The sequence below is a fragment of the Photobacterium chitinilyticum genome (genome assembly GCF_004104355.1).
GTDB lineage: Bacteria > Pseudomonadota > Gammaproteobacteria > Enterobacterales > Vibrionaceae > Photobacterium > Photobacterium chitinilyticum.
Genome location: NZ_RJLM01000001.1, coordinates 322,270 through 342,382, shown reverse-complemented (window position 1 = coordinate 342,382; position 20,113 = coordinate 322,270). Strand labels below are relative to the sequence as shown.

Sequence of the window (20,113 nt, the reverse complement as noted above, 5' to 3'; positions counted from 1 at the left end):
GCGGCCTAAGCCGCTTAATTTATGACCGTGTGTAACAGCATTATTGAGAATTAGCGAGTCTTGATAACCAGGTTATTGGTCTGCTTCACTTCTTCCATAACAACATAGGTACGGGTGTCATTTACGCCAGGTAAGCGAAGTAGGGTTTCACCCAACAGCTTACGATACGCAGACATATCTGATACGCGGGTTTTCAATAGGTAATCGAAATCACCAGAGACGAGGTGACATTCCTGGATATCTTCCAGCTCTTGAACAGACTTGTTAAACTGCTCAAACACATCCGGCGCACCACGATTAAGCGTGATTTCAACAAAAACCAGCAGTGATGCATCGAGAAACTGAGGATTTAGCAGTGCCGTATAGCCACTGATGTACCCTTGACGCTCCAGTCGACGAACACGCTCGAGACATGGAGTTGGAGATAAGCCTACACGTTTTGACAACTCAACATTTGAGATACGACCGTCTTTTTGCAGTTCATTCAATATGTTACGGTCAATTCTATCCAATTCCTTGGATGGTTTCTTTTTGGTATCTACCATTTTTTATTCCACCTTCTTACTTCCTTGCAAAAAAATATACTACAACTTTCTATTATTTAGAATCAAATACTCTGATAGTCAAACTATACTGCCAATAGATCCGCATTTACAACCTTGTCAATAGCTAATTGTACTATGATGCCAAGGGAGAAGCAGGATGATCATTGGTGTACCCAAAGAAATCAAAAACCACGAATATCGCGTTGGGCTGGTTACCGGCAGCGTCCGTGAACTCGTCTCGTTAGGCCATCAGGTTCTCATCGAAACCAATGCCGGTAGCGGAATTGGTCTATCTGATTCAGACTATCAAGCTGCTGGCGCTTCAATTATTTCAACTGCTAAAGAAGTTTTTACCAGATCAGAGATGATTGTCAAAGTAAAAGAGCCTCAAGCAGCAGAAAGAGCCATGTTGCATGAAGGACAAATTTTATTCACTTATCTCCATCTTGCCCCAGATTTTCCACAAACAAAAGACCTAATTGACAGCAAAGCTATCTGTATTGCTTATGAAACAGTCACAGATCATCTAGGAAGACTGCCATTATTGGCACCAATGTCTGAAGTTGCTGGCAGAATGTCTATCCAAGCCGGAGCACAAACCCTAGAGAATTCTAATGGCGGACGCGGACTGTTACTTAGCGGGGTTCCCGGGGTAGAACCTGCCAAGGTAGTGATCCTTGGAGGCGGTGTTGTCGGCTCTAACGCAGCAAGAATGGCTATAGGTATGCGTGCTGACGTCATTATCCTCGACCGTAATCTAGACACGCTGCGTGCCCTTGATGTCGAATTCCAGGGCAAGGCCAAAGTCATCTATTCTACCCATGAGGTAATTGACCAACTCGTTCCCGAATCCGACGTCATCATTGGTGCCGTACTGATCCCTGGTGCTGCAGCCCCGAAACTAATCACAGCTGAGCATGTAAAGCAGATGAAACCAGGCTCGGCACTGGTTGATGTTGCTATCGACCAAGGCGGCTGCTTCGAAACGTCACACCCGACGACCCACACTGATCCGACTTATATTATCGACGGCGTCGTTCACTACTGTGTCGCGAATATGCCCGGAGCCGTTGCCCGTACCTCTGCCTTTGCCTTGAACAATGCGACCTTGCCCTATGTGATCAAATTGGCCAATGACGGTTACAAAAAAGCCCTATTGGATGATCCCGGATTCCTTGCCGGCATGAACGTGATACACGGCAAGGTGACCTGCAAGGAAGTTGCTGAAGCATTCGACCTGCACTATACCGATCCCGAAGTTGCAATCAGCATGCATTAAAATATGCGACTCATTTATTAGAACCAGCTGAAATAAGCAAGTCGAAACTATCATAAGGCATAATCATTCCTTATTGGGAAGCGAGGTTACCACTTCTCAATAAGGACATTTTCCCATTCTCAACAAGACCGCAGACAAGATGGCCTCTATCTATAAAGACAATCTAGGCGCTTAAGTTCGAGGGTGCTTTCCTTACGTCCTCAATTTACCTACAATCATCCTCCTACATGATAATAATCTCATTCAGCCTGGAGAAGTAATGAGTAACGTAAGACACTGTAAACTGCTCATCCTTGGTTCTGGTCCTGCTGGCTATACGGCCGCTGTCTATGCCGCACGCGCAAACTTAAGTCCTGTGATGGTAACAGGCATGCAGCAAGGCGGTCAGCTGACAACCACAACCGAAGTAGAAAACTGGCCAGGTGATGCGGAAGGCCTAACCGGCCCAGCTCTGATGGATCGAATGAAAGAACATGCTGAAAAATTCGATACAGAGATCATTTTTGACCATATTAACGAAACTGACTTTAGCCAGCGTCCGTTCCGCCTAAAAGGTGACGACGGCGAATACACCTGTGACGCCTTGATCATTGCAACAGGTGCTTCAGCTAAATACCTCGGGCTAGAATCAGAAGAAAACTTCAAGGGCCGTGGCGTATCAGCCTGCGCAACCTGTGACGGGTTCTTCTATCGCAACCAGAAGGTTGCGGTTGTTGGCGGCGGCAATACTGCGGTTGAAGAAGCCCTTTACCTGTCAAACATCGCATCGGAAGTGCACCTTATCCATCGCCGAGATTCATTTCGCTCCGAAAAAATTCTCATCAAGCGCCTGATGGACAAGGTCAAGAACGGAAACATTATTCTTCATACCGACCGTACCCTGGACGAAGTGCTGGGTGACGATATGGGTGTAACGGCGGTTCGCATTAAAGATACCAAATCAGATGCAACAGAAACACTTGAGGTCATGGGTGCTTTCATTGCTATTGGTCACCAACCGAATACCGGCATCTTCGAAGGACAGCTTGATATGGCAAATGGCTATATCAAAGTACAATCAGGCACTGAGGGCAATGCTACCCAAACAAGTGTAGAGGGTGTCTTCGCTGCCGGTGACGTCATGGATCACATCTACCGTCAGGCCATTACATCGGCAGGTACGGGATGTATGGCGGCACTTGATGCTGAGCGCTACCTTGACGCCCTAGAAGAACAACAATAATCAAATTCGGCCGCTACCAATGTAGCGGCTATTTTAGCCTTCTACATTTCTGCTCATTGCAACTTGCAGCTCAAGATATCTTATGGACAAACAATTACAACGCGACTTGACCAAGTGGTTAAAGTCACAAAGCAAGCTCGCCAAACGCTGGCTGATGCTCAGCATCGGGCTTGGGTTCCTTTCAGGGGTGCTATTAGTCGGTCAAGCTGCGCTACTCGCACATATTCTCCATCAACTGATCATCGAACATACAGACAAGTATGAACTGGTTGATAGTTTCATCGGCCTGATCCTGATTGTCGGCCTGCGCGCTGGCTGCAGTTGGGGACGGGAGATATTCGGGTATCGTTGTGGCGAACAAATTCGTCTGCATATTCGCCAACTGATCCTCAATCGTCTTCATAACCTTGGTCCTGCTTACATCAAGGGTAAACCGGCCGGTACCTGGGCCAGCTTGGTACTTGAGCAGGTCGAAGAAATGCAGGACTTCTTCGCACGCTATATTCCGCAGATGTCTATTGCGGTACTGGTTCCGCTCGTCATCCTGTTTGCCGTATTCCCGCTAAACTGGGCAGCAGGCCTGATCTTCCTGATCACCGCCCCGCTAGTGCCGATTTTTATGGCATTGGTCGGTTTAGGTGCGGCAGATGCTAACCGACGCAACTTTAAAGCCCTACAACGCCTTTCAGGCCACTTTTATGACCGCCTGCAGGGGTTATCAACCCTTCGCCTGTTTAGCCGCGCAGAAGCCGAAGCAGATAACCTACATGCGGCTTCTCATATTCTGCGTAAACGTACGATGGAAGTATTGAGATTAGCCTTCCTCTCCTCAGCAGTTCTGGAGTTTTTCTCGGCCATTTCAGTCGCAATCGTTGCTGTCTATTTTGGCTTCGCCTTCATCGGTGAGCTGAACTTTGGCAACTACGGCGTACCGCTTTCGCTATTTACCGGTTTGTTTGTTCTCGTGCTGGCGCCTGAGTTTTATCAGCCACTGCGTGATTTGGGGACTTTCTACCATGCCAAAGCCCAAGCAATTGGTGCTGCCGAGTCGATTGTCGAGTTCCTCAATGCGGAAGCCGATGAAATGGCTCAGGGTGACGAGGAGCTCCCTTCACCGGAAACCATTCACATTAGTGTTAGGGACTTGGAGGTGCTGAGTCCTCAAGGTCAGGTACTGGCAGGCCCGCTCAGCTTTGATATTCAGGCCCATGAACAAGTTGCTCTTGTCGGCCCAAGCGGTGCCGGTAAAACCAGCCTGCTCAATGCACTACTCGGTTTCCTCCCCTATCGCGGTAGCCTGAAAATCAACGGCGTCGAACTCAAGCAGCTAGACCATAGCGAATGGCGCCAGACTATCAGCTGGGTGGGCCAAAACCCGCTGCTGGTACACGGTACGGTTCGTGACAACATTACCCTTGGCAACCCGCTGGCTACCGATGACCATGTTACCCAGGTCGCACAGCAGGCATATGCCGATGAGTTTATTAGCCGCTTGGAAAAAGGTTACGATCATCAAGTCGGTGATCGCTCCGGCGGCCTGTCAGTCGGTCAGGCCCAGCGTATCGCTGTGGCTCGTGCCATGTTGCAAAACGGTGCCTTCTGGTTGCTGGACGAACCCACAGCCAGTCTCGATGCCAACAGTGAGCACTTGGTATTGGAAAGTCTCGCAATGGCAGTAAAAGAGCAAACCACCCTGATGGTCAGTCACCGTCTCGACCAATTGACAGCTATGGATCGCGTACTGGTGCTAGAAAACGGCAAACTGGTACAGAACGGTCACTTCGATCACATTCGCCAGCAGGGCCTTCTGGCCGATATGCTCGCTCACACAGACAAGAGGGATCTCGATGCGTGATTTAATCCCTTACCTAAAGCTTTATCGCAAACACTGGTTCGGCCTAACCTTAGGTATGCTACTTGGCTTGGCCACCTTGTTATCAGCGCTTAGCCTGCTGACGCTTTCAGGCTGGTTTATCGCCGCCTCCGCCGTAGCCGGCCTGACCATTGCGAGGGAAACCTTCAACTACATGCTACCGGGAGCCGGTGTCAGAGGTTTCTCGATGGCACGTACCGCTGGTCGCTGGGGCGAACGTGTGGTCAGTCACAATGCCACCTTTAAGCTACTTGCGGATTTACGTCTATTCTTCTTTCGCAAACTAACGCCACTGATCCCTGGCCGTCAGGCAAACCTCCGTGATGCCGATCTGCTTAACCGTCTGGTTGCCGATGTCGATGCCATGGATCATGTCTACCTGCGTCTTGTCAGCCCGCTGGTGATCGGTGTTATTGGCCTGCTTGCCATTACCGGTTTCCTGGCTTGGTTTGATCTCGTTATCGGTCTGACACTAGGCTTCATTTTACTAACTCTGATGCTCGCCTTGCCTGTACTGTTCTACCGCTTGGGTAAAACCAATGGTGAGGCGCTGACCTATGCCAAGGCAAATTACCGGATAAAACTGCTTGATTGGATTCAGGGGCATGCCGAGCTGCTATTGTTCAATGCCGAGGATCGCTACCGCGAACAAGCCATTGCCGAGCAAGATGCTTTGCTGGCAGCACAACGCAAAATGGCCAGCCTGACCGGCTTTGCCAATGCCATCCTGATGGCGGCAACGAGCTGGACACTGGTTCTGATCACCTGGATTGCAGCAGACGGTATCGGCGGTGCAGCACCCGATCCGTTCATTGCCATGGTCGCCTTTGCCACCATGGCAAGTTTCGAGATGATGATGCCTGTTGCCGGTGCCTTCCAATACCTTGGTCAGACACTGACGTCTGCCCGTCGCTTGAATGAAATTATTGAAGCGACACCAGATACGCCATTTGATCCAAATGGCCATCACGCCCAGGTTAACGGTCATATAAATATTAGCGATATCAGCTACACCTACTATGGTAGCGATGAACCGGTATTGAAGAATGTATCTGTTGACCTGAAAAAAGGCGAAAAGCTGGCACTTCTTGGCCGCACCGGCTGTGGTAAATCAACACTGCTGCAGCTACTAACCCGTAACTGGGATCCGCAGCAAGGTAGTATCAGTATTGATGGTATTGCTCTGCCATCATGGCGTGAAGAGTCACTGCGCAAGGCTATCACGGTCGTCAGCCAGAGAGTCGATGTCTTCAACGGGTCACTACGAGAAAACCTGGTTCTCGCCAAGCCAGAAGGCTCTGACGACGAGTTCAGGGACGTACTGGAAAAAGTTGGCCTTGTGTCACTGCTTGAAGGCAAGGGCTTGGATGCCTGGCTGGGAGAAGGTGGCCGTCAGATATCGGGAGGCGAACGCCGCCGAATCGGTATTGCCCGTGCTCTGCTTCATGACGCCCCGATTTTGCTTATGGATGAACCGACCGAAGGGCTGGATCGCCGCACTGAACAGCAGATCATCTCGTTGCTGATTGAACATGCGAAGGACAAAACCGTATTGTTCATCACCCACCGTCTTGTAGGTTTGGATCAAATGGATCAAATTTGCCTGATGGATGAAGGGGAAATTATAGAACGCGGCAAACATGATGAGCTACTAGCCACAGGCGGCCGCTACGCCGAGCTTTGCAATCGGATCTAGAAACTAGTATCGAGATAAATAAAGCGAGAGGTGAAAACCTCTCGCTTTATTTTTTGCCTGCTTTCACGCGACATTCTCCCCTCAAAACTCGCGGTTAAAAAGCCTTATCCACCCGCACGCCATCGTCAAAATAGAGGATCCGCACACTATCGCCGCGCTGGAAGATCATTTGCTGGTCGACATCCTGAATCACATCAATCAACCTGCCATCCTCGGCTTTGATCAGCAACTCAACTAAACGATAATCGATCACTTTTTGATTTGGCTGGCGGGTATGAGCAATACCGGCGCCGGCAACAACACCGACGGCAGTAGCGACTTCACGGCCTGTGCCGCCACCAAATTGATTACCAATCAATCCCCCGACCACACCTCCGAGCAGAGTTTCCCAGCCATTGCGTTGGGAATTAATCACTTCTTGATGTGAGATATAACGTACAGAATCCACGTCACCAAACACGATTTTGTTGACAGTACGTGCCTCATTACGATTATAAGGAGCTGCTGTCGCCACAAGAGGAAGCAATAGCAGTAACATTAAGAACTTTCTCATCATATAATTTCCTCAATGGTGGTAACTAATACCTATTTTATTCATTCTTATTTAAAGCACCCACGACTACAGTATTTATGGCTATTTATCTGCCGGAGCTTGATCCGGTCAATACACACTTTCCTGTGGCAGAGACAGCGCTTGACGATCCCAATGGGTTACTGGCGTTTGGCGGCGACCTACGCCCAGAGCGTCTAGTCTCGGCTTATCGCCAAGGTATTTTTCCCTGGTACTCAGAAGGAGAGCCGATCCTCTGGTGGAGTCCTGCTCCGCGTGCTGTTTTTCTTCCTGATAAATTCAGGCCAAGCAAAAGTTTACGCAAATTCTTCCGCAAGTCAGGGTATCAAGTCACACTGAACCAAGCCTGTCACGATGTTATTCGCCAGTGCGCCGACAGCCGTGGCCCTACAGAAACCTGGATCACCGCCGATATGATGCAAGCGTACCAGCTAATGCACAACCTCGGCCATTGCCACTCTGTCGAAGTATGGCTGAACGGCAACCTTGTCGGCGGACTCTACGGGGTTCAAGTAGGCACCGTGTTTTGCGGTGAATCGATGTTTTCACTGGCCGATAACGCCTCTAAAATTGCCCTGTGGTTCTTCTGCCAACATTTTAGTGCCCATGGCGGCACCTTAATCGACTGCCAGATCATGAACGACCACCTGGCCTCGCTAGGTGCGGTTGAGATTGAGCGATCTCCATTTATGCAGTTCTTGCAATTGCAAAGAGATGCCATACTTGAAGAAGGCTGTTACCAACCGCGGGAGCTGCACCAGTAGACTAATGACCAGCTATAATAAACTTTCGCTACGAATAGGCCTGACACCTACATCGGAGTGTAACTACTTGCCAGATGAACAAGAACAGCTTGGCGTGGTCATGGACCACCAATGGCTGGCACCATCAGGTTATGGTGTGCTGATTGCTTCTGGCTACCGTCGCAGTGGCAACGCGGTATATCGACCAATGTGCAAGTACTGTCAGGCCTGTACTCCGCTACGAATTGATTGTGAACAGTTTACACCGTCGAAAAGCCAGAAGCGTCAACTGAACCAGATGAAAGCATTGCGCTGGGAGTTTAAGTCCGAACTCGATAGTAACTGGTTCATTCTCTACGAGAAATATATCCGGCTCAGGCATTCTGGGGGGACAATGTACCCAGCGAACAAAGAACAGTTCTTTGATTTTTGTACAGCAGAATGGATGGATACGCTGTTTTTACACGTCTATGATGGAGACGCCCTGATTGCTGTTGCCGTGACCGATGTATTCGACGATGCACTCAGCGCGGTCTACAGCTTCTTTGAGCCAGATTCAGTGCTCTCCCTCGGTACTCTCTGTGTGCTATACCAGATTCAACACGGCGAGCAAACCGGCAGAAAATGGTTATATCCCGGTTATCAGATAGATCGCTGCCAGGCCATGAACTACAAAGTTCGCTTTAAGCCCTATCAGAAACTGGTTAACGGTTGCTGGAAATAAGCCACCGATTATCTATATTAGCGCTCTGATTCGTCTCAGAACCTGATAAAAACCGAGAAAATACGTTTTAATACGTCACAATAGCTGACAAAGGGTAGCGGCAAGGGTAAAATTGCGACCTAAACTTTACACTCAAACAGTTTCAAGGCATTATCCGGCCCGATCAGAAGCATGGCTGGTAGCCTAAGAGGATTCAATGGCAAAAGAAGACGTAATTGAAATGCAAGGTACTGTACAAGATACACTACCGAATACAATGTTCCGCGTTGAGCTGGAAAACGGTCACGTAGTTACCGCTCATATCTCTGGTAAAATGCGCAAGAACTACATCCGTATTCTTACTGGTGATAAGGTAACTGTGGAACTGACTCCATACGACCTGACTAAAGGCCGCATCGTCTTCCGCGCACGTTAATCTTAACCAAGATTAAAGAATGCAAATAAAACCCGACCATGTGTCGGGTTTTATTTTATTACGCATAAAAAGAACCGCCGTTATGGCGGTTCTTTTACAATCAGAACACTAACAATTAGTGAGCCGGTTCCATTTCACTGCTGAACTGGAAGTCCAGTTCATCGTTGACAATATCGACACGCACCGAACCACCGTTAACCAAACAGCCAAACAGAAGCTCATTCGCCATCGGTTTTTTCAGATTATCTTGAATGACACGTGCCATAGGACGAGCACCCATTGCTTTATCATATCCTTTATTAGCCAACCACTCGCGTGCTTGAGATGATACTTCCATCGAAACACCGCGGGCATCAAGCTGTGCCTGCAATTCAACGATAAACTTATCAACCACTTGCGAAATGACATCTTTTTCAAGATGGTTGAACCAAATAATACCATCTAGACGATTGCGGAACTCAGGGGTGAAGATTCGTTTGATTTCCGACATTGCATCTAGACTGTGGTCCTGCTGAATTAAGCCAATTGACTTGCGTACTGTCTCTTTAACACCCGCATTTGTCGTCATAACTAAAATCACATTTCGGAAATCGGCTTTGCGACCGTTGTTATCTGTCAACGTACCGTTATCCATTACCTGTAGCAACAGGTTGAATACATCCGGATGAGCTTTTTCGATCTCATCCAGCAGTACGACGGAATGTGGATTTTTGATCACTGCATCTGTCAGCAAACCACCTTGGTCATAGCCTACGTAGCCAGGAGGTGCACCAATCAAACGGCTCACCGTATGGCGCTCCATATACTCGGACATATCGAAACGTAATAGCTCGATACCCAGTGTTCGTGCCAACTGTACTGTCACCTCAGTCTTACCGACCCCTGTCGGGCCAGCAAACAGGAAGGAACCAACAGGCTTGTTGTCTGCCCCCAGTCCTGCACGGCTCAACTTGATCGCTTCAGTCAGTACATCGATAGCGGGATCCTGACCAAATACCAGCATTTTCAGCTTGCTGTCCAGTTTCTGCAGTACATCACGATCACTCGATGATACCGATTTCTCCGGAATACGTGCCATCTTGGCAATCATTGCCTCGATGTCACTGACATTAACGGTTTTCTTACGACGGCTTGCAGGTGCCAAACGGCAACGCGCTCCCGCCTCGTCAATCACGTCAATTGCTTTATCCGGCAAATGGCGCTCGTTAATGTATTTTGCAGAAAGCTCTACCGCAGCACGGATGGCTTTATTGGTAAAGCGTACCTCGTGGTGAGCTTCGTATTTAGGCTTCAGCCCCATCAGGATTTTGGTGGTATCGTCCAATGATGGCTCGACAATATCAATTTTTTGGAAACGGCGTGATAATGCACGTTCTTTCTCAAAGATATTGCTGTATTCCTGGTAGGTCGTCGACCCCATACAACGTATCTTACCGCTGCTTAACAGTGGTTTGAGTAGGTTCGCCGCATCGACCTGACCGCCAGAGGCTGCACCAGCCCCGATGATAGTGTGGATCTCATCGATAAATAGCACCGCATGATCTTCTTTCTCTAGCTGCTTCAAAATGCCTTTAAAGCGCTTCTCGAAGTCACCACGGTATTTAGTCCCTGCAAGCAAAGAACCAATATCCAATGAGAAAATCACACAGTCTTTGATAATTTCCGGCACTTGGCCTTCAACGATTCTCCATGCCAGGCCTTCTGCGATAGCCGTTTTACCGACACCAGCCTCACCCACCAGCAGTGGATTATTTTTTCTTCGACGACACAGAACCTGTACTGTACGCTCTAGTTCATGATCTCGACCGATTAGCGGATCGATACCACCAGCTCGCGCCAGCTGATTAAGGTTTGTTGCAAAATTCTCTAGCTTATCTTCTGAACTCTGCTCGGCACGCGGCTCGTCACCACCGACATCAGGACCGTTAAGGTCATCATTGTCACTGTCTTTGACTGTACCGTGGGAAATAAAGTTAACCACATCAAGGCGGCTAATATCACTCTTCTTCAGTAGATAGGCAGCATGAGATTCCTGTTCGCTGAAAATGGCAACCAGTACATTAGCACCGGTGACTTCACTTCGACCAGAAGACTGAACATGGAAAACAGCACGCTGAAGCACGCGCTGGAAACTCAGCGTAGGCTGGGTCTCGCGGCTTTCATCATCAGCTGGGATCAGCGGTGTCGTTTGCTCGATAAAGGAATCAAGCTCTTTGCGTAATGTATCAAGATCAGCTCGGCAAGCTAACAGCGCCTCTTGGGCGGCTGCATTGTCTAACAATGCCAAGAGCAGATGCTCAACGGTCATAAATTCATGGCGCTTTTCCCTTGCTCTTGCGAATGCACCGTTCAGACTTGCTTCAAGTTCTTTGTTTAGCATAAGGCACCTCCCCTAAATACCACTCAAAATGGTGTGCCGGAAAAAGTTCAAGCTTTTTCCTTAGTACACAGTAGCGGATGTTCATGCTCCCTTGCATACATCATCACTTGTGCCACCTTCGTCTCGGCGACTTCAGCGGTAAAGGTTCCACATACTGCTTTCCCTTCGTAATGCACAGTAAGCATCAACTGTGTGGCTTTCTCCAGATCCATGGAGAAGAACTTCTTTAACACTTCTATCACAAAATCCATCGGTGTGTAATCATCATTGTTCAAAATAACTTTATACATCGATGGTGGCTTAACCTGAGTATCCTCCTCGTCTAATACGTCAGACTCAGGAATAATCCATTCATATAACTTGCTCATAATCTCATCTTAGTCATTTGTTCAAGCGCTTGCTACATCATCTGCATAGAAACAAGGATTTTATGAAAATGTTATAATATGCACTTGACTGTCTAGCTCTTTTTACTAAAGTGTAACCTGTAGTAGATATTAACTGCATCAAAATAGCATTAGTATGCAAGTCGTGGTAAAAAGGAACGGCACACTGATGCAAAATGGAACTTGAATGCAAAGAGGGATGTAAAGCATGGCAACAGGTACAGTTAAATGGTTCAATAACGCAAAAGGCTTCGGTTTTATCTGCCCAGAAAGTGGCGAAGGCGATATTTTTGCACACTATTCAACTATCCAGATGGATGGATACCGAACTCTCAAGGCTGGCCAGCAGGTCAACTATACTGTTGAGACGGGTCCTAAAGGGTTCCATGCCAGAGAGATAGTCCCTGTCGAAGGTGAAATGGTAAAATAATCCACTTTCAACTTTGTACATCAACTTCTAAGGTGAGCACTTGCTCGCCTTTTTTGTTACCACCTAAAACCACCCTTACAACCTGCTTATAATTCACTCATCAACAGGCAGTTCCGGATAGCTCGCCACATGCTTAAAGTGAATATTCATTGAATAACCCAATCGCACAACTATTAACATTTCTATTAACAATTACAAGCTCTTTGCAGCCTTACCTTCTATCATAAGCTAAAATAACGCCGGCGAACATCTTGCCCTTACTTCACAGTAGCAGAAATGAGGAGCTCAGCGTCTGTTTCAGACAGTTACAGCTAAAGATGCTAAGAGCATACAAACCGCGCCCAATAAAAAGGCCCAGCCAAAGCTGAGCCTTTGTTTATCCGAATGGATAAAACGTATTACATTTGCTCAATCATGTCATCAGCAAACTCAGAACACTTACGCAATCTTGCACCTTCCATCTGGCGCTCAAAGTCATAAGTTACTGTCTTGTTACTAATTGCCGACTCCATCGAGCTGATAATCAGATCTGCCGCTTCTGTCCAGCCTAGGTGACGAAGCATCATCTCAGCAGAAAGGATCAGTGAACCTGGGTTTACTTTATCCTGGCCAGCGTACTTAGGCGCAGTACCGTGAGTTGCTTCGAACAACGCTACACCATCACCAATGTTTGCGCCCGGAGCAATACCAATACCACCAACCTGTGCAGCCAGTGCATCAGAGACATAGTCACCATTAAGGTTCATCGTTGCAATCACATCATACTCCGCTGGGCGAAGTAGGATTTGCTGCAGGAAGGCATCAGCGATACTGTCCTTGATAATGATCTCTTTACCCGTATTAGGGTTTTTCAGTGTCATCCACGGGCCACCATCGAGTAGCTCAGCACCGAATTCCGCAGCCACTTCGTAACCCCAATCCTTGAAGGCACCTTCGGTGAACTTCATGATGTTACCTTTGTGAACCAGCGTCAACGAGTCACGATCGTTGTCAATCGTATACTGAACGGCAGCACGCACAAGACGCTTAGTACCTTCTTCAGAAACAGGCTTAATACCTACGCCACACTGTTGTGGGAAGCGAATTTTGGTTGCTCCCATTTCGTCTTGTAGGAACTTAATAACTTTGTCTGCTTCCTCAGTACCCGCCTGGAACTCAACACCCGCATAGATATCTTCCGAGTTTTCACGGTAGATAACCATATCAGTTAGATCAGGGCGTTTAAGTGGGCTTGGTACGCCATCAAAATAGCGAACCGGGCGAACACAAATGTATAGGTCAAGCTCTTGACGTAGGGCAACGTTAAGTGAACGAATACCACCACCTACCGGTGTAGTCAAAGGACCTTTAATTGCAACTTTGTAGTCACGAATGAACTCTAAAGTTTCTTGTGGTAACCATGCGTCTTCACCGTAAACCTGAGTTGATTTCTCACCAGTGTAGATTTCCATCCACTCAATTTTACGATCGCCTGCATAGGCTTTTTCTACTGCCGCATCAACAACTTTGATCATTGCAGGGCTTACATCAACACCGATACCATCGCCTTCGATGTATGGAATTACCGGGTTGTTAGGAACGACCAGTTTACCTTCTGAGTCAAGAGTAATTTTCTGACCTTCAACTGGTACAACTACTTTACTATCCATTTAAATCTCCTAGCGTCCATTTGTTATCTTTTTGTAAGATGCGGGCAAATCATACTTGAAATTTTATCGATACGCCACTCGGGTTATTTTTAGCGTATAATAGGCGGGTCAATTTAGTCACCCCCAGCACAGCACGCTATTTATGAAGCCAAACACCTCATCGCGTCAACCAAAACGTTCTAACAATGAGCGTAGAGCATCAAGAAAATTTAATAAACCCAAACGGCCTCGCGGCCCGCAAAAGATCATATTATTTAACAAACCATATAACGTTTTGACCCAGTTCAGCGGCGAACTGGGGGATAAAACTCTGTCTGATTTCATCCCGGTTAAAGACGTTTACCCGGCAGGAAGGCTCGACAAGGACAGCGAAGGTTTGTTGGTTTTGACCAATGACGGTGTGCTGCAAGCCCGCCTCACGCAACCGAAATCCAAACAGCCCAAAACATACTGGGTCCAGATTGAAGGCGCGCCAAGCGATGAGCAACTCGACCAACTCCGCAAAGGCGTTACACTGAAAGATGGCCCGACCCTCCCAGCCGGTGTCGAGCGTATGGAGCAACCCACAGTATGGGACCGTAACCCACCGATCCGCGAGCGTAAAAGCATCCCTACCACCTGGCTTGCAATAACCCTGAAAGAGGGACGCAACCGCCAGGTAAGACGTATGACAGCGCATATAGGCTTTCCGACCTTGCGACTCATCCGCCACAGAATGGCAGACTGGACAATCGACGACTTGCCTCCGGGCGAATGGCGTGAAGTCACTCTACCTTAAGCAGCACAATAGATACTTTGCCGGCAGTCATTGTCACGGTTGCCGGCTTACACCAATCTCTTCAAGTTTCCACGCGAAAGACCATACCGAAAAAACTACACATTGGCCCCGGGTTAATCTATCATAGCCACCACAAGGCAAACGTTTGCGTCAGCATGGGGCATCAACTGGTGATGCATGGATACCATCGTATTTTTGCTATGTTCTTGTCGTTTATAACACTCATTTTAATTACTTTTTTGCACACCTGGTTGGTAATACGAAAAGACGATAAAATTATTAAAGTGTGATTCTGCTCTCGCTCTGTTTCGCGAAAAAGCTTTCTGTTAGAATTACGCTCTTAACACTATTAACGACTGAAGAGAAATATGTCAGATAACAGCCAGAAAAAAGTCATTGTCGGTATGTCCGGCGGCGTTGATTCCTCAGTATCAGCTTACTTGCTACTTCAACAAGGCTACCAAGTTGAAGGCCTGTTCATGAAGAACTGGGAAGAAGATGATAATGAAGAGTACTGTTCTGCCGCAGAAGATCTCGCTGATGCACAAGCTGTATGTGACAAACTGGGTATTCACTTGCATACCATCAACTTTGCAGCTGAGTACTGGGACAATGTGTTTGAATACTTCCTCGCGGAGTATAAAGCAGGGCGAACCCCGAACCCGGATATTCTTTGCAACAAAGAAATTAAATTCAAAGCGTTTTTGGAATTTGCCGATGAAGTTCTGGAAGCTGACTACATTGCTATGGGTCACTACACCCGCCGCAGCTTCCCGAGTGTGGAAGGCGAGAAGCCTCAAATGCTGCGCGGCGTAGATAACAATAAAGATCAGAGCTATTTCCTGTATACCCTTAGCCACGAGCAGATCGCTCGCAGCCTGTTCCCTGTCGGTGAACTGGAAAAACCAGAAGTTCGCCGTATTGCTGAAGAACAAGGCCTAATAACTGCGAAGAAAAAAGATTCAACCGGTATCTGCTTTATTGGTGAACGTAAGTTTACCGAGTTTCTAGGCAAATACCTGCCAGCGCAGCCAGGTAACATCGAAACGGCTGATAACGGCACCGTGATTGGCCAGCACCAAGGTCTGATGTACCACACTCTGGGGCAGCGAAAAGGTCTTCACATCGGTGGCCAAAAAGGCGGTGGCGGCAACGAGGATGCATGGTACGTGGTCGATAAAGATGTCGAGCGTAACGTACTTATCGTTGGTCAGGGTAAAGATCACCCTCGCCTACAATCAAATGGTCTGATTGCAGCACAGCTTGACTGGGTTGATCGCCTACCAATTCGTGAGCCGCTAACATGTACGGTAAAAACTCGTTACCGTCAGCAAGATATTCCTTGTACCATCATCCCTATCGATGATGAGAACATCAAAGTGATATTTGATGAACCTCAAATTGCAGTTACTCCGGGCCAGTCTGCTGTGTTCTACAGCGGCGATGTTTGTCTGGGTGGCGGTATTATTGAGCAGCGAATCTAAGGGAGTTGTCGCACGTGGCACAAACTTTATATGACCGTACCATCGCGTTTGCCGGCATTTGTCAGGCAGTCAAACTAGTTCAACAGATTGCCCGAGACGGCACTTGTGATCGCGATGCATTGGAAGCCTGTTTAAACAGTATTGTGGTAACAGACCCATCCAACACAATCGAAATCTTTGGCTGTGAAGCCAATCTGCGTATTGGCTTGGAAACATTATCAGCAGAGATTGACAGCACACCATCAGGTAACGAAATTACCCGTTACCTTGTCAGTGTCATGGCACTGGAGCGTAAGCTATCCAGCCGCCGTGACAGTATGGCACAGCTGGGTGACCGAATAGATACAGCCAAGCGCCAGATTGATCATTTCGAATTGCTCGATGATCAAATGGTAAGCAACCTGGCTAATGTTTACCTGGATATAATCAGCCCTCTTGGGCCTCGTATCCAAGTAACAGGCACACCGGCTCACCTGCAGCAACAAAACGTACAGCATAAAGTGCGAGCCCTGTTGCTTGCTGCAGTACGTGGTGCGGTACTCTGGCGTCAGGTCGGAGGTAAGCGCCGCCACCTGATTTTTGGCCGTAAACAGATGGTCGAGCAGGCAAAAATCTTACTTGCCCGCAGCTAAATACATACTAGGAGCTTATCGAGCCTATCGATGAGCACCAGAAACAATAACGGTTTAGTTCGCTGTGAGTGTTCGACAGACATCACTCACAGTTCACTAACGGTTACAGCAACACATTGTTTAAACCCCTTATTAATCAGGAGAGCAACATGGAACTGTCAGCATTGACTGCTGTTTCCCCGGTAGACGGCCGCTACGGAAGTAAAACTAGTGCACTACGCAGCATTTTCAGTGAATATGGACTGCTAAAGTACCGCACAATCGTTGAAATCCGTTGGTTACAAAAACTGGCTGCTACTGACGCTATCGTGGAAGTTCCTGCATTCAGCAACGAAGCAAATGCATTTCTAGATCGCATTGCTGCTGAATTTAGTGAAGAAGATGCGCAACGTATCAAGACGATTGAGCGCACAACTAACCACGATGTTAAAGCTGTTGAATACTTCCTGAAAGAAAAAGTAGCTGAAGTACCAGAACTGCACGCAGTGAACGAATTCATTCACTTTGCTTGTACATCTGAAGATATCAACAATACTTCTCACGCCCTAATGCTACACGAAGCGCGTGAGACTGTGATCCTTCCTGAAATCCGTAACGTTATCGATGCGATTAAAGCATTGGCTAACGAGTACCGTGAAATTCCACTACTGTCTCGTACACACGGTCAGCCAGCTTCTCCATCGACTATGGGTAAAGAAATGGCAAACGTGGCGTACCGCATGGAACGCCAGTTCAAGCAAATCGAGAGCGTTGAAATTCTGGCGAAAATCAACGGTGCTGTAGGCAACTACAACGCACACATCTCTGCTTATCCTGAAGTTGACTGGCACCAGTTCAGCGAAGAATTCATCACTGAATCTCTTGGCGTAACGTGGAACCCATACACAACGCAGATCGAACCGCACGATTACATTGCAGAGCTATTTGATGCAATCGCACGTTTCAACACCATTCTTCTAGACTTCGATCGTGATGTTTGGGGCTACATCGCTCTTGGCCATTTCAAGCAGAAGACAATTGCCGGTGAAATCGGTTCATCGACCATGCCGCATAAAGTTAATCCAATCGACTTCGAAAACTCCGAAGGTAACCTGGGCCTAGCAAATGCCATCTTCTCTCACCTGGCACAGAAACTGCCTGTTTCTCGCTGGCAGCGAGATCTGACTGACTCAACGGTTCTGCGTAATCTGGGTGTTGGTTGTGGCTATGCCATTATTGCTTACACTTCTACCCTGAAGGGTATTAGCAAGCTGGAAGTTAACCAAGCTGCACTTGAAGCTGAATTAGATAGGAACTGGGAAGTATTGGCTGAGCCAGTACAGACAGTTATGCGTCGCTACGGCATCGAAAAACCTTATGAAAAGCTAAAAGAGCTAACTCGAGGTAAGCGTGTTGACGGTGAAGGCATGCGTAATTTCATCGACGGCCTTGAGCTTCCTGAGCACGAGAAAGTACGCCTGAAAGAGATGACACCTGCAAATTACATCGGTGATGCAGTTAAGCTAACAGACCAACTATAAGTTACAGTCTGTTTAAAATACGTAAGGATTAGTCTTGTGGCTAATCCTTTTTTTGTGCCTGTTTTTTATACTGCCCATTTCGTCTGTTCCGGTTTCCGTCTAAAACCACCTTTGCCAAAATTGATTTTAAATTATAAAAAACAATGATATGAAATTAACATGCATTTTTTATGCGTGTTTAACTTGCCAACAAAAGCCCCCGAGGTATAACATGCACTCAAAATACACCTTTTAAAAACACATAGGTAGCAGTTATGTCTATTCACGTTAAAAACAATATTCACTGGGTTGGCCAACGCGATTGGGAAGTGCGGGATTTCCACGGTACCGAATATAAAACGCTTAAAGGAACAAGTTACAATAGCTACCTCATTCGTGAAGGTAAGAACGTGTTAATCGATACCGTTGATCATAAATTTAGCTATGACTTTGTTCTGCAACTTGAGCAAGAGATCAACCTCAACGATATCGACCTTATTGTGATCAACCATGCTGAAGAAGATCACGCTGGTGCGTTATCGCTACTAATGAGCAAAATCCCTAACACGCCAATTTATTGTACTGAAAATGCCATAGACTCAATCACCGGTCACCATCACCACCCAGAGTGGAATTTCAATGTTGTTAAAACCGGTGACTCCATTGATATTGGCAACGGTAAGTCATTAGTCTTCATTGAAACACCGATGCTGCACTGGCCAGACAGCATGATGACTTACATGACAGAAGATGCAGTACTCTTCAGTAACGATGCTTTCGGTCAGCATTACTGTGATGAGCGCCTGTTCAACGACGAAGTCGAATATACCGAACTCATGGAGCAATGCCTGCGCTACTACGCAAATATTCTGACGCCATTTAGCCCGTTGGTAACCGCAAAAATCCATGAAGTTCTTGGCTTTAATTTACCGGTAGATATGGTAGCGACTTCACACGGGGTGATTTGGCGTGATAATCCAACTCAGATCATTGAGAAGTATCTGGAGTGGGCCGACGAATATAAAGAAGACAAAATCACCATTTTCTATGATTCAATGTCAAACAACACCCGCATGATGGCCGATGGCATCGCACAAGGTATCACTGAAGTCGACCCAAATGTGGCAGTGAAGATCTTCAACGTGTCACGTCATGACAAAAATGAAATTCTAACCAATGTCTTTGGCTCTAAAGGAATACTGGTTGGCTCATCAACCATGAACAACGTAATGATGCCTAAAATCGCAGGCATGCTGGAGGAAATTACCGGCCTCCGTTTTAAAGGTAAAAAAGCAGGCGCATTTGGTAGCTACGGCTGGAATGGTGGTGCAGTTGACCGTATCCATGCACGTCTTACCGATGCTGGTTTCTTTACCACGATTGGCATGAAAACCAAATGGCGCCCGGATGGCAAAGCATTGGAAGAGTGCCGTGAGCACGGCCGACAGATTGCACGCGAATGGGCATTGCAACCTATCACAGAAACTCCGGAATCAGTATCACACGTCAAAGCGAGCGCAGCACCTGAGGTATCTCTTGCTCAACCTATGGCTCAATCTATGGCTCAATCTACGGCCCAACCAGCAACACCTAGCAGCCATAGCCCTGCGTCTACCACGCAAGACAGAGCCTCAGCAGGAAACAAACAAAAACAGCTTTGCACCGTCTGCCAATGGGTTTACGACCCAGAACAAGGCGAACCGAACCAAGATGTTGCACCGGGCACCGCTTGGGCTGACGTACCCGATTATTTCCTCTGCCCTGATTGCGGCATCGGTAAAGAAGTCTTTGAACCTATTGCCTGAGG

At 47.5% G+C, this 20,113-nt stretch carries 18 protein-coding genes; 13 read left to right on the top strand and 5 right to left on the bottom strand.

The genetic code is table 11. The features are described 5' to 3' along the window. Window positions 1–50: 50 nt before the first annotated feature. Window positions 51–545, bottom strand: a complete 495-nt coding sequence (gene lrp, locus EDI28_RS01580) for a leucine-responsive transcriptional regulator Lrp (protein ID WP_007467256.1) — start codon at window positions 543–545, stop codon at window positions 51–53. 157 nt (window positions 546–702) lie between these two features. On the opposite strand from lrp, the gene ald reads away from it, so the two are divergent. From ald to cydC, 4 genes are all read left to right on the top strand, one after another. Then, on the top strand, window positions 703–1,824 hold the full coding sequence (gene ald, locus EDI28_RS01575; protein ID WP_128782085.1) for an alanine dehydrogenase: 1,122 nt from the start codon (window positions 703–705) through the stop codon (window positions 1,822–1,824). Window positions 1,825–2,083: 259 nt separating this feature from the next. After that, the gene (gene trxB, locus EDI28_RS01570) at window positions 2,084–3,046 is read left to right on the top strand and encodes a thioredoxin-disulfide reductase (RefSeq protein ID WP_128782084.1); all 963 of its coding nucleotides are present in this window, start codon (window positions 2,084–2,086) and stop codon (window positions 3,044–3,046) included. Window positions 3,047–3,128: 82 nt separating this feature from the next. Beyond that, entirely contained in the window at window positions 3,129–4,901 is a 1,773-nt protein-coding gene (cydD, locus tag EDI28_RS01565; RefSeq protein ID WP_128782083.1) for a heme ABC transporter permease/ATP-binding protein CydD, read from the top strand. Continuing rightward, on the top strand, window positions 4,894–6,615 hold the full coding sequence (gene cydC, locus EDI28_RS01560; RefSeq protein ID WP_128782082.1) for a heme ABC transporter ATP-binding protein/permease CydC: 1,722 nt from the start codon (window positions 4,894–4,896) through the stop codon (window positions 6,613–6,615). Before cydD ends, cydC begins: the two co-directional genes overlap by 8 nt. Window positions 6,616–6,709: 94 nt before the next feature. Here cydC and EDI28_RS01555 read toward each other — a convergent pair whose 3' ends face one another. After that, window positions 6,710–7,168, bottom strand: a complete 459-nt coding sequence (locus EDI28_RS01555) for an outer membrane lipoprotein (RefSeq protein ID WP_128782946.1) — start codon at window positions 7,166–7,168, stop codon at window positions 6,710–6,712. A gap of 77 nt (window positions 7,169–7,245) precedes the next feature. Between EDI28_RS01555 and aat the strand changes: the two genes are divergently transcribed. The 3 genes from aat (at window position 7,246) to infA (ending at window position 9,068) form a co-directional block, all read left to right on the top strand. After that, entirely contained in the window at window positions 7,246–7,950 is a 705-nt protein-coding gene (gene aat, locus EDI28_RS01550; RefSeq protein WP_128782081.1) for a leucyl/phenylalanyl-tRNA--protein transferase, read from the top strand. Window positions 7,951–7,954: 4 nt separating this feature from the next. Continuing rightward, entirely contained in the window at window positions 7,955–8,653 is a 699-nt protein-coding gene (locus tag EDI28_RS01545) for an arginyltransferase (protein WP_128782080.1), read from the top strand. 196 nt (window positions 8,654–8,849) lie between these two features. Continuing rightward, complete coding sequence (infA, locus tag EDI28_RS01540; RefSeq protein WP_006231244.1) at window positions 8,850–9,068, top strand: translation initiation factor IF-1; 219 nt, start codon at window positions 8,850–8,852, stop codon at window positions 9,066–9,068. A gap of 115 nt (window positions 9,069–9,183) precedes the next feature. Here infA and clpA read toward each other — a convergent pair whose 3' ends face one another. Both clpA and clpS read right to left on the bottom strand, forming a co-directional pair. Continuing rightward, the gene (gene clpA, locus EDI28_RS01535) at window positions 9,184–11,448 is read right to left on the bottom strand and encodes an ATP-dependent Clp protease ATP-binding subunit ClpA (protein ID WP_128782079.1); all 2,265 of its coding nucleotides are present in this window, start codon (window positions 11,446–11,448) and stop codon (window positions 9,184–9,186) included. Between the two features lie 47 nt (window positions 11,449–11,495). After that, window positions 11,496–11,816, bottom strand: a complete 321-nt coding sequence (gene clpS, locus EDI28_RS01530) for an ATP-dependent Clp protease adapter ClpS (protein WP_128782078.1) — start codon at window positions 11,814–11,816, stop codon at window positions 11,496–11,498. A 226-nt stretch (window positions 11,817–12,042) separates the two neighbouring features. Here clpS and cspD point away from each other — a divergent pair, with 226 nt between their 5' ends. Next, on the top strand, window positions 12,043–12,264 hold the full coding sequence (cspD, locus tag EDI28_RS01525) for a cold shock domain-containing protein CspD (RefSeq protein WP_128782077.1): 222 nt from the start codon (window positions 12,043–12,045) through the stop codon (window positions 12,262–12,264). A 398-nt stretch (window positions 12,265–12,662) separates the two neighbouring features. On the opposite strand, the gene icd is transcribed toward cspD, so the two are convergent. Then, on the bottom strand, window positions 12,663–13,913 hold the full coding sequence (gene icd / locus EDI28_RS01520; RefSeq protein WP_128782076.1) for an NADP-dependent isocitrate dehydrogenase: 1,251 nt from the start codon (window positions 13,911–13,913) through the stop codon (window positions 12,663–12,665). 142 nt (window positions 13,914–14,055) lie between these two features. Between icd and rluE the strand changes: the two genes are divergently transcribed. From rluE to norV, 5 genes are all read left to right on the top strand, one after another. Next, window positions 14,056–14,691: a 23S rRNA pseudouridine(2457) synthase RluE gene (gene rluE, locus EDI28_RS01515; RefSeq protein WP_128782075.1), complete on the top strand. Its 636-nt coding sequence runs from the start codon at window positions 14,056–14,058 to the stop codon at window positions 14,689–14,691. 368 nt (window positions 14,692–15,059) lie between these two features. After that, entirely contained in the window at window positions 15,060–16,175 is a 1,116-nt protein-coding gene (mnmA, locus tag EDI28_RS01510; RefSeq protein ID WP_128782074.1) for a tRNA 2-thiouridine(34) synthase MnmA, read from the top strand. Between the two features lie 14 nt (window positions 16,176–16,189). Next, entirely contained in the window at window positions 16,190–16,807 is a 618-nt protein-coding gene (gene hflD, locus EDI28_RS01505; RefSeq protein ID WP_128782073.1) for a high frequency lysogenization protein HflD, read from the top strand. Window positions 16,808–16,956: 149 nt separating this feature from the next. Next, on the top strand, window positions 16,957–18,327 hold the full coding sequence (gene purB, locus EDI28_RS01500) for an adenylosuccinate lyase (protein WP_128782072.1): 1,371 nt from the start codon (window positions 16,957–16,959) through the stop codon (window positions 18,325–18,327). 254 nt (window positions 18,328–18,581) lie between these two features. Continuing rightward, complete coding sequence (gene norV / locus EDI28_RS01495; protein ID WP_128782071.1) at window positions 18,582–20,111, top strand: anaerobic nitric oxide reductase flavorubredoxin; 1,530 nt, start codon at window positions 18,582–18,584, stop codon at window positions 20,109–20,111. Window positions 20,112–20,113: the final 2 nt, after the last annotated feature.

What these genes read in the sequence shown, in the direction of transcription:
- aat (WP_128782081.1), top strand. Translation starts at nt 7,246, where the DNA reads ATGGCTATTTATCTGCCGGAGCTTGATCCGGTCAATACACACTTTCCT.
- EDI28_RS01545 (WP_128782080.1), top strand. Translation starts at nt 7,955, where the DNA reads ATGACCAGCTATAATAAACTTTCGCTACGAATAGGCCTGACACCTACA.
- infA (WP_006231244.1), top strand. Translation starts at nt 8,850, where the DNA reads ATGGCAAAAGAAGACGTAATTGAAATGCAAGGTACTGTACAAGATACA.
- cydC (WP_128782082.1), top strand. Translation starts at nt 4,894, where the DNA reads ATGCGTGATTTAATCCCTTACCTAAAGCTTTATCGCAAACACTGGTTC.
- trxB (WP_128782084.1), top strand. Translation starts at nt 2,084, where the DNA reads ATGAGTAACGTAAGACACTGTAAACTGCTCATCCTTGGTTCTGGTCCT.
- lrp (WP_007467256.1), bottom strand. Translation starts at nt 545, where the DNA reads ATGGTAGATACCAAAAAGAAACCATCCAAGGAATTGGATAGAATTGAC.
- clpS (WP_128782078.1), bottom strand. Translation starts at nt 11,816, where the DNA reads ATGAGCAAGTTATATGAATGGATTATTCCTGAGTCTGACGTATTAGAC.
- norV (WP_128782071.1), top strand. Translation starts at nt 18,582, where the DNA reads ATGTCTATTCACGTTAAAAACAATATTCACTGGGTTGGCCAACGCGAT.
- clpA (WP_128782079.1), bottom strand. Translation starts at nt 11,448, where the DNA reads ATGCTAAACAAAGAACTTGAAGCAAGTCTGAACGGTGCATTCGCAAGA.
- cspD (WP_128782077.1), top strand. Translation starts at nt 12,043, where the DNA reads ATGGCAACAGGTACAGTTAAATGGTTCAATAACGCAAAAGGCTTCGGT.
- mnmA (WP_128782074.1), top strand. Translation starts at nt 15,060, where the DNA reads ATGTCAGATAACAGCCAGAAAAAAGTCATTGTCGGTATGTCCGGCGGC.
- EDI28_RS01555 (WP_128782946.1), bottom strand. Translation starts at nt 7,168, where the DNA reads ATGAGAAAGTTCTTAATGTTACTGCTATTGCTTCCTCTTGTGGCGACA.
- cydD (WP_128782083.1), top strand. Translation starts at nt 3,129, where the DNA reads ATGGACAAACAATTACAACGCGACTTGACCAAGTGGTTAAAGTCACAA.
- icd (WP_128782076.1), bottom strand. Translation starts at nt 13,913, where the DNA reads ATGGATAGTAAAGTAGTTGTACCAGTTGAAGGTCAGAAAATTACTCTT.
- rluE (WP_128782075.1), top strand. Translation starts at nt 14,056, where the DNA reads ATGAAGCCAAACACCTCATCGCGTCAACCAAAACGTTCTAACAATGAG.
- purB (WP_128782072.1), top strand. Translation starts at nt 16,957, where the DNA reads ATGGAACTGTCAGCATTGACTGCTGTTTCCCCGGTAGACGGCCGCTAC.
- ald (WP_128782085.1), top strand. Translation starts at nt 703, where the DNA reads ATGATCATTGGTGTACCCAAAGAAATCAAAAACCACGAATATCGCGTT.